The organism is Larkinella sp. (genome assembly GCF_965227735.1).
Classification (GTDB): Bacteria; Bacteroidota; Bacteroidia; order Cytophagales; family Spirosomataceae; genus Larkinella.
Genome location: NZ_OZ245776.1, coordinates 6,828,535 through 6,841,974, shown reverse-complemented (window position 1 = coordinate 6,841,974; position 13,440 = coordinate 6,828,535). Strand labels below are relative to the sequence as shown.

The window sequence follows — 13,440 nt, the reverse complement described above, 5'->3', positions numbered from 1 at the left end:
AGGGAATTTCAGGATTTTGTCTTTGATTGGTACAAATGCGATCATCATTGGAATAATTCCAATAGCATTCTTCGATCGATAGCACTACGTTTGCTAACCGACTGTCCCGGCGCTTGTTTCTGGGGCAGTCGGAATCGATCGGTTTTACGAATCTCCCAACATCGTACCATGCAATTCAAAGACAAAGTAGTGGTCATTACCGGCGCCACCACCGGCATTGGCAAAGCGACCCGTGAACACCTTGCGCGTGAAGGTGGAATTGTCTATAACCTCGACCTCCAGAAACCGGCAAATGACGACACGTTGGGTGAATTTATTCCGTGCGATGTCCGAAACAAGCAGCAAATCAAAGATGGTTTAGCGGCTGTTGTGGCAAAAGAAAACCGCATCGATATGCTCTTCGCCAACGCCGGCATCCACCTTTTCGCCACGATGGAACAAACGTCCGACGAAGAACTCGACAACCTGATCGATATCAACATCAAAGGCACATTTCATACCATTCGGGAAGTCCTTCCTTACATGAAAGCGCAACGAAAAGGCAGCATCGTTTTGATGGGCTCCGATCAGACTTTTACCGGCAAAGCCAGTAGCTCTGTGTATGGCCTGACCAAGGGAGCGATCGGACAACTCACCAAAAGCACGGCCATCGACTATGCCCCGTTCAACATCCGGGTTAACTGCATTTGTCCCGGCACCATCGACACACCCTTGCTCCACAAAGCAGTAACCCACTTTTCCACTGTCAATTCTGTCGGCGAAGCGGGGGTTTACGAGTCACTGAACACCATCCAGCCGCTGGGTCGGATTGGCCAACCGGAAGAGATTGCCGCGGTGGTCGCGTTCCTGTTGTCAGACGACAACTCCTTCATGACGGGCAGTCTGGTGAGTGCGGATGGTGGGTATGTTTGTCAATAGTATATGAAACCGATGGATCAAAACCAACGAAACACCCGACGAGACGCCCTCCGGCTGCTCGGGGCCACGGCCGCGACGCTGGTCACGGGCGGTTTATACGGTTTTTCAGCCCCTACTTCCATGCTCAATCGAACGATTCCTTCCAGCAACGAAAAACTGCCCGTCGTGGGCATTGGCACCTGGCAAACGTTCGATGTTTCCGGAACGGCAGAACAGGAACCATTGCTACAGGCTTTGAAAGCCGTTTACCAGGCCGGTGGCAAGCTGATCGATTCGTCGCCGATGTACGGCCGTTCGGAAGAGGTAGTGGGCATACTCACGGCGGAATCCGGGATTCAGAACCAGTTTTTTTATGCTACCAAAGTCTGGACGCGGGGCCGGGAAGCGGGCATTTGGCAGATGGATGAGTCGATGCAAAAAATGAAACGGTCGTCGATGGACCTGATGCAGATTCACAACCTGATCGACTGGAAAACGCACCTCGAAACGCTGAAAGCCTGGAAAGCCGCCAAGAAAATCCGCTACATCGGTATTACGCATTACACCGATTCGATGCACGATGAACTGGCGGAAATCATCGCCAAATTTCCCATCGACTTTGTTCAGTTCAACTACTCGATTCTGTCGCGCAACGCTGAGAAAAAGCTTTTGCCCGTTGCCCGGGACAAGGGCGTGGCAACGATCATCAACCAGCCGTTTGCCGAAGGGCGGTTATTTTCGCTTGTGAAAGGGAAAGAACTACCCGCCTGGGCCGCTGAAAACGAGATCAACAGTTGGGCGCAGTTTTTTCTGAAATTCATTATCTCCCACCCCGCCGTTACCTGCGTGATTCCCGGCACCAGCAACCCCCGGCACGCTGCCGACAACATGCTGGCCGGACACGGACGTCAGCCCGATACGGCCCTGCGCGAAAAAATGGCAACGCTGATTCGGGCGTTGTAATCCGTATCTACGGACTAAAATTCGTGGATACGGTCTGTCCGCGCGTGGACAAAATCTGTACGATTTCGGACACCTCCTGTCGCTTCTTTCCCGCTAAAATCACTATCAAGGGCTCTTTTTGCCTTTGGCAGCATATTTGTTTTGCAAAACTACAACTAATCGTACGAACGGAGTAAGACCATGCGAAGATCCTTTCTGGGCGAGTTTGAAGAAATTGTCCTGCTGGTGGTGGCAGCCTGTCCGGCCGAAGCATACGGGGTTACCATCTGGGAGGATGTCCAGCAGCAAACCGGACGAACAATCACGATGAGTGCAGTCCATGCCACCTTATACCGCCTGGAAGAAAAAGGATTTCTTTCGTCGCTGATGGGCGGGGCCACCGCCGAACGGGGTGGACGGCGCAAGCGGTTTTTCGCGCTGACCACTGCCGGGGTTCGCGCCTTGAACGACATTCAGGAAGTCCGCAGTCGGCTCTGGCAGGCCATTCCACCCGGAAAATTTCAATTGATTGGCGGATAAATAAAATGAATATCGAACACTGAACATTGAATAGAGAATATCGAAGTGTGGCCTCCCTTCATCATCCCGTAATCGATATTCGATATTCAATATTCGATATTTCAAACCGATGAAAAACACCGAGACACAGGACCCAAATGCAGGACCCCATCCGCCCCGCTGGGCCGACTGGCTACTGGAACGCTTCGTGGCACCTCATCTGCTGGAGGATGTGCAGGGCGATTTGCATGAGGTGTTTTACAAGCAGGCAGAGGACGCCGGTTTGGACAATGCCCGCCGGGCGTTCGTCTGGGCGGTTTTGAATTACCTGAACCCGTTCTTTTTGAAGCGAAAACCCGAAGTATACTCCCAACCAACAAATACCACGATGATTCGTAACTATTTCAAAATCGCTTTTCGAAACCTGGTTCGCAACAAAACCTACACCGCGATCAATGTCTCCGGGCTGGCCCTCGGGATGACCTGCGGCATTCTGATTTTTGCACTGGTCAATTACCACCTGAGTTTTGACAATTTTCACCCCCATCCGGACCGGGTGTATCGTTTTGTAACCGAGCAACACCGCACCACGACCAGTTACACCGCCAGCGTTCCGAACCCGTTCGGGAAAGTGTTCCGGGACGATTTTACCTATGGCGAAAAAGTAGCCCGAATTGCCACCGCCGACGGCGTGTTAGTAACCGTTACGGATGGCCGCGAAATCCGGAAGTTCAAAGAAAACGAAGGCGTGGCTTTTACCGAACTCGACTTCTTCGATATTTTCAATTATCCACTGTTGCAGGGCACTATCAAATCGGCTTTAAGCGAACCCAATACCGCCATTCTGACAGAACGGATGGCTAAAAAGTTTTTTGGTGACAGCGATCCCATTAACAAAACGTTTCGGCTGGATAACAAAGTGGATTTCAAAGTCACGGGGATATTGAAAGACCTGCCGATCAATACCGACCGGAAAACTGAAATCTACGTGTCTTATAATACACTAAAACAATACGATGAATGGATGGCCAGCGACGATTCCTGGGGTGGTATCAGGAGTTCGATGCAGTGTTTTGTGCGACTGCGGCCTGGCGTTTCGCCTGCGGAAGTGGAAAAAGTGTTGCCCGCTTACGTGAAGAAATACCGCCCCACCAATAAAAACGTCCATCATTACAAGCTACAGCCCCTCGCCGATTTTCACTTCAGCGCCCAATATGGCGGGGTCATCACCAAAACCAATTTGTGGGTTTTAGGATGTATTGGTCTGTTTCTGATCATCACAGCCTGCGTAAATTTCATCAATTTAGCCACCGCGCTAGCCCTTAAAAGGTCCAAAGAAGTGGGCGTTCGGAAGGTGCTGGGCAGCTTACGCGGGCAACTTTTCTGGCAATTCATCGCCGAAACCGGTCTGATAACCATTCTGGCGGTCCTGATCGCTGGTCTGATTTCCTGGTTTGCCGTGCCTTTCGTCAACGACTGGTTCAAAGCGCAGATTACGCTCAATCCCTTCGCGGACTGGAAACTGGCGGTATTCCTGCCGCTCCTCGCGCTGGTCGTTACCTTCTTCGCCGGTTCGTATCCTGGCCTGATTCTGGCCGGTTTTCAGCCGGTGACGGCCCTAAAAGGCAAACTTTCGCAGCAAAACATCGGCGGTTTCAATACGCGGAGAACCCTGATCGTGGGTCAGTTTGCCATCTCGCAGGTGTTGATCATTGGCATGATTGTCATTACGGATCAAATGCGGTATTCGATTCAATCGGATTTAGGCTTCAATAAGGAAGCGGTGGTTATGCTCCCCGTTGCGACGGGGTCGAACGCGCTGACGATGAAAACCCTTAAAAACCAGTTTTCCCAGATTCCGGGCGTAAAAACCGTATCGGTTTGCCAGGCAGCCCCTGCATCGAACCAAAATGTGTGGAATACTTCTCCCAAATACGACAACCGGAGCGAGGATGAAGCCTTCAGCATGAGTGTAAAAAGCGCTGATGATCAGTATCTTCCGATGTTTGAACTCAAACTGGTGGCGGGGCGAAACCTGTTTCCCTCCGATACGGCGAAAGAATTTATCGTCAATGAGACGTTCGGAAAAAAGCTGGGCTTGAAATCATCGGATGAACTGATCGGGAAAATGCTGAGCCTGAATGATGGCAACACCAAAGGCCCCATTGTTGGCGTAATCGGTGATTTTCACGACCGCTCTTTCCACGAAGACATCAACGCCGTTTGCATGATGTCCGCCCCTGACATGTACGGAAGTTACGCCGTGAAGATCGACCTGAGAACGCTTAAACCCACGCTGGCTGCGCTGGAAAAAACCTGGAGTACCCTGCATCCGGATCAGATATACGAATATGAGTTTCTGGACGACCAGATTGCCAATTTTTACCAGACCGAAGACCTCATGCTCAAGCTGATTCAGTCGTTTGCCGCGATCGCCATTTTCATCGGCTGTCTGGGTCTCTACGGTTTGGTGTCGTTTATGGCTGCGCAGAAAACCAAGGAGATCGGGATTCGGAAAGTGCTGGGCAGCAGCATGGGCCAGATTCTCTGGATCTTTGCCAAAGAGTTTTCGCGCCTGATTCTGATTGCTTTCGTTGTTGCCGCTCCGGTGGCCTATTACGCAATGACTGCCTGGCTAAAAAACTTCATCTTCCGCGTCGATCTGGGCGTCGGGATCTTTGCATCTGCCATTGTTGGCACCTTTTTGATTGCATTTATTACCGTCGGTTTTAAGTCCATCAAAGCCGCCTTGATGAACCCGGTGAAAGCCCTTCGTTCGGAGTAAGACTAAAAAAATCGATAGAAGGCGTTTCCATAGCGCACTGTGACATCCAAGGACAACAAAATGGCCCATTTAACCCGGTTTTCTGACGCCATTGACGCTGACGGCCCGGCTGGTCAGGGACGGAAACCGTGAATGGGTTCCTCCAAACGAAAAAACCGGCGATGAGCCGGTTTTTTCGTTGTTAAACTTCTTCCTGGTGTAGTTCCTCGCTTTTTCGTTTGACCGGCGTTTCCGGCTCCGGCGACGGTTGGAGCGGCTGCGGGTGATCTTCATACGCCGAATTGTCCACGATTTTATACCGCGACAGGAACGAGTACATGGCCGGAATGACAAACAGTGTCAATACCAGAGAGAAAATAATTCCCCCCACAATAACGACGCCAAGCGGAATACGACTTTTGGCTGCCGCTCCCAGACCCAATGCAATCGGCAAGGCACCACAGGCCGTTACCAGACTGGTCATCAGAATGGGACGAAGCCGGAGGGCAGACGCTTCGATGGCCGCTTCAAACCGGTCCATGCCCTCTTTGCGTTTTTCATTCGCGAACTCAACAATCAGAATACCGTTTTTCGTCACCAGACCGATGAGCATAATGATACCGATCTGCGAAAAGATATTCATTGTCTGATTAAATACATATAACGAGAGAACGGCCCCGGCAATGGCGAGCGGCACGGTCAGCATGATGATGAACGGATCGGTGAAACTCTCGAACTGAGCCGCCAGAATCAGGTAAATCAACACCAATGCCAGCAGGAAGGCGAACAGGGTGTTCGACGAGCTTTCGGCATAATCCCGGGAAGAACCCGACAGTTCGGTCTGGAACGTTTCATCGAGCGTTCGGGCCGCGATGGCGTTCATGGCATCCACCCCATCGCCGATGGTTTTACCGGGAGCTAGCCCGGCCGATACGGTGGCGGATTTAAACCGGTTGTGGTGATACACCTGGGCCGGGCTGGACACTTCGGCAAATTTCACCAGGTTGTCCAACTGGATCAGGTTGCCCGAATTATTCCGAACATAAAACGAGGCCAGGTCAACCGGCTCGTCACGGTCATCCCGCGCCACCTGGCCAATCACCTGATACTGCTTTCCATTCATCAGAAAATACGCCAGCCGACGGTTGCTCAATGCCAACTGAAGGGTCTGGGCCACATCCTGTACGGTCACGCCCAAACTAGTGGCTTTCTCCCGGTCAATCGTAATGTTCAATTCCGGTTTATTGAATTTCAAATCGACGTCAAAACCCTGAAAAGTCGGATCTTTCTGCACTTCATCCATAAACTTCGGCAGGTTTTGCTGAAGTTTATCAAAATTAAGGTTCTGGATCACAAACTGTACCGGCAAACCACCCCCACGCCGGCCAACCTGGATGGTTTGCTCCTGGGTCGCATTCATCCGGGCTTCACTGGAGCTTCTCAGGTACTTGCCCAGATAGTCCGTGATTTCCTGTTGTGACCGTTTGCGTTCATTGGGTTCAACCAGATTGAGCGATATAAATCCGGAGTTAACCGCACCAGCCGCCGAGTTACCCGGCGCAATGACGCTAAAGGTGTAGTTCAGTTCAGGGATCGAATCCATCACAAACTGGTTTACCCGTTCGGTAATCCGGGTCATGGCTTCGTAGCTGGTTCCTTCCGGAGCAGTAATGGGCACCCGGATCCGGCTGCGGTCTTCCATGGGAGCCAACTCGGACTTCAGAGAAGAGCCGATCCAGAAAATGATGCTTAAACAAATACCAATGATGCCTACGGCCAGCCAGCGACGGCCCATAAAGGTCGTCAGCGAAGAGCGGTAGCTCCGGTCGAGCCATTGGTAAAACGGTTCGGTTTTCTGATAAAACCACGATCCTTTGCCCTGGTCTTTGCTCACCAGCAATACACTCAGAACCGGCGTCAGGGTTAGGGAAACGAAGGCAGAAATCAATACCGAACTCGCAACGACGACCCCAAATTCGCGGAAAAGACGCCCGGTAAACCCTTCCAGAAAGATAACGGGTAGGAAAACGATGGATAAAGTGGCCGAGGTCGAAATAACCGCAAAGAAAATCTCTTCCGAACCTTCCTTCGCAGCCCGTTTCAACTCCATACCCTCTTCAATTTTCTTGAAGATATTTTCCGTGACCACAATCCCGTCATCCACCACCAGCCCCGTCGCCAGAACGATCCCCAACAGCGTCAAAACGTTGATACTGAAGCCCGAGATATACATGATGAAGAATGTCGCAATCAGCGAAACGGGAATATCGATCAACGGGCGAATGGAAATCAGCCAATCCCGGAAGAACAGATAAATAACGATAACCACCAGAATGAAGGAGAGGATGATGGTTTCGGCCACTTCTTCAATGGACTGGCGAATAAATTTCGTTTTGTCATCACCATTCAAAAGCTGAATATCGGACGGCAAATCGCGCTTGATATCCTCCAGCCGTTTATAAAATTCATCCGCAACCGCCACATAGTTTGCGCCAGGCTGCGGAATCAAGGCCAGAATAGCCCCGGAAGCATTGTTCTGTTTGGCGGCCGATTCTTCATTCTCCGGCCCCAGAACTGCATACCCGACATCTTTAAACCGGATAATCTGGTTGGCCGTCTGCCGAATGATCAGGTTGTTAAAATCATCCTCAGTCGTTAACCGCCCTACCGCCTTGACCGTTAGTTCGGTGTTATTGCCGTAAATTTTCCCGCCGGGCAATTCAACATTCTGGCGGTTTAGGGCTTCCTGAATATCCTGCGCGGTCAATCGGTAAGCCGAAAGTTTGTGCGGATCGATCCAGAGCCGCATGGCCGATCTTTTCAGTCCGTATACCATGACCTGGCTAACCCCCGGAATGGTTTGCAGCCGTTCCTGCAACACATTTTCAACATAATCCGACAACTGCATCGGATTGCGGGTTGTGCTTTGAACGGGCAGGAAGATGATTGGCTCCGAGTTAGCGTCGGCCTTGCTCACCACCGGTGGGGCATCAATGTCCTGCGGAAGCTGCCGCTGCGACTGAGCTACTTTATCCCGCACGTCGTTGGCGGCCCGCTCCAGGTCGGCTCCCAGTTCGAACTCGACGGTGATGTTACTGCTTCCGAGCGCACTGGTCGACGAGATGGTCCGAATGCCTTCAATGCTGTTGAGCGATTTTTCAATCGGCTCGGTGATCTGTGATTCGATAATTTCCGGATTCGCTCCCACGTAGCTGGTCCGAACCGAGATGATCGGCGGATCGATAGCCGGGTATTCTCGAACGCCCAGAAATGTAAAGCCAATGACACCAAAAAGGATGATGACAATCGACATAACCATGGCGAAAACCGGTCGCCGAAGGCTTAATGAAGGTAGACTCATTGGTTTAGTTCGTTAATTCATGCTCGCACTATTACCCGCTGCTGAACCTTGCTCCGGCTGCTTTTGACCCGTTAACAGGTCTACTTTAGCCACTTTAACCGGCGCTTCCGGTCGCAGGAAAATCAGGCCGGTCGTTGCCACCGTGTCCCCCTTCTGCAAGCCCTGCGTTATTTCTACAACGCTGGCGTTCCGTAATCCGATCTTCACATCTTTAAAAACCGCTTTCCCGTTTTCAATCACCACCACCTGGCTACCGCGCGTTTGCGGAATCACCGACTGACTTGGAACCACGAGTGCCTGGGAATTATTGATGACCAGACTCACCTTGGCGAACGTTCCGGGGCGCAGGCTGGACGAATTGTTGGCTACCCGTGCCCGAATGCGCAGGTTCCGCGTGGCTTCCTCCACGCCGGGTTCGATGGCATACACCGACCCGTTGAACGTTTTGTCCAGACCGTCGACCTGAAACGAGATCACACTGCCTACTTTTACGGATGGGCTGTATTTCTCAGGAACTGAAAAATCCAGCTTCATCGAATTGGTCTGTTGCAATCTGGCAATCAATGTATTCGGACTCACCACCGCCCCTAAACTCACATTCCGTAAACCAATGGTGCCGGAAAAAGGGGCCTGAATTTCGGTCCGGCGAAGGGCTGCTTTCGTCACCTCAATGTCGGCCAGCGTCCCTTTCAGGTTTGTCACAATAATATCATATTCCTGCTGGCTGATACCGCCCCGTTGCAGCAGTTGTTTGTTGCGTTCTTCGATGCGCCGGTTGTTTTCTTCGAGCGATCTCAGCTTCAATAGTTGCGCCTGTAAATCACCGTCGTACAGTTTCACCAGCAGCGTACCCTGCTTAACGGCTCGACCCTCCTGAATGTTTAACTGTACAATTCTTCCCGAGATTTCGGGATAGATATCCACCTGCTCAGAAGCCAGCAGGGAGCCCGTAGCCACTACTTCGTCTTTCAGATTTTGGGAAGTAACCACATAGACATTGACTGCCGTCGGGCCGCCACCGCCCGCCCGGCCACCACCGGCCTGTCCGGAGGGAGCACCTCCCCGACCGCCACTGGCTGCTTCACCCGGTTGCTTTTTAGAAGTCTTGTTGTAATAAATGATGCCACAAACCACCAGCACCACCAAAATAATAGCAATCCACCTTTTCACAGAGATAGTATGTTGAAGCGGACGCGGTATTGCGCCCATTGAGAAAGTTGCATCAAACCGTGTGCCTACTGTCGGAATCTGATTTTTCAGCTAACTTAGCACCGAAATTACTCCATTACAACAAGCCATGACAGTTGAAGAATACATTAATCGACAAACACCCGAAATTCATCGCCTATTGGACCAAATACGTCGATTAATCCTGGAAGCGTCCCCAAAAGTTCAGGAAAAAATGAGCTGGGGCGTACCTTTTTATTTTCATAAAGGCCATTTGTGTTACCTCAATCCGCTCCGAACACCGGAGGTCGCCGTCGACCTTTGTTTCCTGAGGGGTTATGAATTAGCCAACGAACAGGGTGCCCTCGAGGGCCGTGGCCGCCGAACGGTCAAGTCGCTGATTGTCCAGGCCAACGACGTAAACGAAGACCTAATCCGGGAACTATTGCAGGAAGCGATTCTACTCAATGAAACCTCGAAGGAAAAACCGGCTATCTTTCATAAAAAGAGAGGATGATTTTGCCTGAATTTCAGTAACCTTTTCCCGCTTTTTAGGAAATATTAAATGTAAAATGGTGAATGTTAAATGTTAAAGTCTCCGGTTGGCAACTCCATTTACACTTAACATTCACCATTTTACATTTAAAATTTCAATTTAACTTTACCGCCCACACAGTTTCCGATACGCACACCATTCGCAGATCTTTTTGTCGCTGGTTTTCTGGAAAGGCTGGCCGGGGTCGAACAAATCCGTGATGATTTTGCGGAGGTGAACTTCCGTTTCAACCACGAATTCTTCGGGCGTACCCAGATGCAGTTTGTTCTCCATAAAACCGCCCTCCATGTTGCGGAAAGAGTAAAAACCGGCCACGACCCGGGTGTTCGTGCCGTCGATCCACTCATTGCCAAACTGCAATCCCTTGTTTTGCAGCATCTTTTTGTACACCAGATACTGGTATAACCACAACTGCCGCGCCTTGTCTTTCTGGGCGTCGGTCAGCAGGAGTTCCATGGTTCTGACGTCGGCATCCCGGGCTTCGATCTTCCCGGTTTTGTAATCGGCCACCCGAATCAGCACCGTACCGTCGGGTTGGCGAAGTCGCTCGACCCGGTCGATTTTTCCGGCAATCCGGATGCGCAAAGGACCGATGGCGGTTTCGACCTCCAGCTCCGTATCCCATTCTTCTTCCGTTTGCAACACCTCCAGGTTTTTCCCGTAGCGTTCCACCTGCAGGACATTGAACCGCACCATCAGGTCTTCCGCCACCTTGTAGAGCAGGCGGTTCATGCCCGATTCGGTCACCCGGTTCACAAACGCTTCGTCGTATTTCAGCTTCAATTTTTCCACAACGCGTTCGGTTGTCACCTCCGCGCCCGCCATGCGGTATTCCTGATCGAGGGCTTCCAGCGTGTTGTGAATCCACTGTCCGAATTCGGCGGCATCCATCTCATCGCTGACCTCGTCGTCTTCCTGCATGCTGATCACCCGGCTGAAATAATACTTGAGCGAACAGCTCATGAAATTATTCAGCGAGGTGGGGTACATTCCACCGAATACCCGGTTTTTGGCCGAACTGAATCGCCCCATCAAATCCTCCCGCAACTTCGCCAGAATCGCATCACTTTTTGGAATTTCGAGCGTATCGTAGGGTAACAAAGCCGACTTTTGATCGGCCGCCTTGCCAAACCGCACACTGGGGTAGCTGATGGTCACATTGCCCCCGGAAGCCGGAACGAGTTCGTGTTCGATCTGGCGGATAAACCGGCTTTTCTCGCCCTTGCTGGTCCCGTACGCATCGGCCGAAGTAACATAGAGCAACGAGACTTTTTTGGCCCGTTGCAGCAAGCGGTAGAAGTGATACGACATCACCGATTCCTGATCCTGGTAGGTCGGCAAACCAACTTCCATACAGGCATCGAACGGGATCAGGGAATTCAGTTTCCGCGACTGGGGTAAAACGCCCTCGTTTACCGACAAAATAATCAGGTGTTCGAAATCCAGCGCCCGGGTTTCGAGCATTCCCATCACCTGCAAAGCGCTACCGCCTTCGCTTTCAAACGGGATGCTGGTTTGCCGGATCAGTTCATACAGAAACTGCTTCAAGCTTCTGATCGTCACCAGTTCATTCCGTTGTTCGCGTTCGAGCGTCGTTTCCAACTGGCGAAGCAAATTCTGAAATAAATAGAGATATTCGGTTTCGATGGCGTCCTGCTGGTCGGTGTACACATCCCGCAACACCTCGATCAAGGCATAAAACTGGTGAATGACCACCAGCGGTTTGTCGTCCGGCCAACGGCGGAACAACACCTGAAACAGCGGGCTGTTTTCGCCCATCGCCAGCAACTGCTTTTCGTCCAGATACACCAGATTATCCGTCGTAATGGTGTTGATGGCTTTCTGAACCATGCGGTTTGGCGCCCCCGCCGACGCTTTCAAACCCGACAATTCATACTGCCGGATAAACGGGTGATTGAGGACTTTGACAACGTGCCGGTGGTTGAATTTGGGAATGTAGACCGTGCCACTGCCGTCTTTCTTCTGAAAAGCCGCCACGGTTCGCTGCATTTCAAACAGGGCATCGACCAGCGTAAACAGGTGCGAATTCTGCAACGAAAGCCCCATCGTCACGTTCAGATCCGTTACCGAGCCGCCGAGCGAATATAAAACCGGTAACAACAAGGTTTCGTCGCCCAGAATCAAAGCCGTCGTTCCGGTGTCGGTTTCAGAATCGGCATGTTGGCGATAGAGCTGGCTGGCGACTTTGGCCTGCATGCTGGCATTCGGAACGCCGATGACCTGGATGTGTTTGGGCGTTTCGGTCAGCCCGTTTCCTTCCCAGGTCCAGGGGCCGCTCCAGCCGTCCCGTTTGTAGTTCCGCAGCATTTTTCCGGCTTCCTGCCGCTTCGACTGCATGTAATACGCGTCCGTGTCCCACAGCATTTCGGCCTTCTGCGCCTTCAGGAGCGTTTTTACAATCTGCTCTTCCGACCGGCTCAGGGCATTGAATCCCACGAAATATAGCTTTTCACACGCCGGGTTGTCACGCACCAGGTCTTCCACCTGATTGGCCAGCAACCGATAAGCCATGCCGCGATAGGCCCAGCCTTTCGACAAAAGCCGCTCGTGCAGAGCCTCATAGGCGGTTTGAAGGTTTTCGAAGAGCTTAAAATACCGTTGTGTTCCGACGGTTTCGAGCTTAGCTCCAACCCGGCCGTCGGGCAGATCGAGCCGCCAGCGTTCGAGGGCTTTGGCCGCCGTCATGTAGCTGAACAGCTCGGAAGGAGAAATCATGTACTGATCGATGCGGTCGAAGTCGGTGAGCAGAATACTCGCCCAGTTCAAAAACCGCCCGAATTCCAGCGTGTCGTCAATTTCTTTGAAAACTTCAAACAGTTCGAACAACAGACTGACCGGATCGATTTGCAGGACGCCCGCGCTCTGCATGATGAAGTCGTCGACCGCCAGCACGTGCGGTGACAAAAACGGCGTATCGGATTGCTGGCTAAGGTGTTGCTGAAAGGTGGAAACCGCCCGGCGGGTCGGCACGATCACCCACACATCGTCCATCCGCGTTTGATGGTTCTGGAAGATGTGTTGGGCCACTTGATGTAAGAATGACATGTACTTTTTCTGGATACGGGATGTAACTAACTATCCAGGCTGTTCGATAGTGTTTGCCCCTAATCCCCTGATTGATTTAAACAAAATAACCGCCGAATTGCTAGTTTGACTTACCAGCCCATTGCCGCTCGGGCGGCCCCGTTTAGCAGTGGGCTACTAAACATTTTT

General features: G+C 51.7%; 8 protein-coding genes. 5 read left to right on the top strand and 3 right to left on the bottom strand.

Features of this window, described 5'->3' with window-relative positions; all coding sequences use genetic code 11:
- Positions 1–168: 168 nt before the first annotated feature.
- The 4 genes from ACO064_RS26910 to ACO064_RS26895 all read left to right on the top strand — a co-directional run bounded on the left by ACO064_RS26910 (position 169) and on the right by ACO064_RS26895 (position 5,143).
- Positions 169–918, top strand: a complete 750-nt coding sequence (locus ACO064_RS26910; RefSeq protein WP_421830285.1) for an SDR family NAD(P)-dependent oxidoreductase — start codon at positions 169–171, stop codon at positions 916–918.
- 12 nt (positions 919–930) lie between these two features.
- The gene (locus ACO064_RS26905) at positions 931–1,860 is read left to right on the top strand and encodes an aldo/keto reductase (RefSeq protein ID WP_421830284.1); all 930 of its coding nucleotides are present in this window, start codon (positions 931–933) and stop codon (positions 1,858–1,860) included.
- Between the two features lie 180 nt (positions 1,861–2,040).
- The gene (locus ACO064_RS26900) at positions 2,041–2,379 is read left to right on the top strand and encodes a PadR family transcriptional regulator (protein WP_421830283.1); all 339 of its coding nucleotides are present in this window, start codon (positions 2,041–2,043) and stop codon (positions 2,377–2,379) included.
- Between the two features lie 109 nt (positions 2,380–2,488).
- Positions 2,489–5,143 carry an ABC transporter permease gene (locus ACO064_RS26895; RefSeq protein WP_421830282.1) on the top strand — a complete coding sequence of 885 codons (2,655 nt, stop codon included), beginning with the start codon at positions 2,489–2,491 and terminating at the stop codon, positions 5,141–5,143.
- A gap of 181 nt (positions 5,144–5,324) precedes the next feature.
- On the opposite strand, the gene ACO064_RS26890 is transcribed toward ACO064_RS26895, so the two are convergent.
- Entirely contained in the window at positions 5,325–8,483 is a 3,159-nt protein-coding gene (locus ACO064_RS26890) for an efflux RND transporter permease subunit (RefSeq protein WP_421830281.1), read from the bottom strand.
- Between the two features lie 12 nt (positions 8,484–8,495).
- A complete protein-coding gene (locus ACO064_RS26885) occupies positions 8,496–9,653 on the bottom strand; it encodes an efflux RND transporter periplasmic adaptor subunit (RefSeq protein ID WP_421830280.1) in 1,158 nt (385 codons plus the stop codon).
- Positions 9,654–9,780: 127 nt separating this feature from the next.
- Between ACO064_RS26885 and ACO064_RS26880 the strand changes: the two genes are divergently transcribed.
- Positions 9,781–10,167, top strand: a complete 387-nt coding sequence (locus ACO064_RS26880) for a DUF1801 domain-containing protein (protein ID WP_421830279.1) — start codon at positions 9,781–9,783, stop codon at positions 10,165–10,167.
- 144 nt (positions 10,168–10,311) lie between these two features.
- On the opposite strand, the gene ACO064_RS26875 is transcribed toward ACO064_RS26880, so the two are convergent.
- A complete protein-coding gene (locus ACO064_RS26875) occupies positions 10,312–13,272 on the bottom strand; it encodes a PD-(D/E)XK nuclease family protein (protein ID WP_421830278.1) in 2,961 nt (986 codons plus the stop codon).
- Between the last annotated feature and the right edge of the window lie 168 nt (positions 13,273–13,440).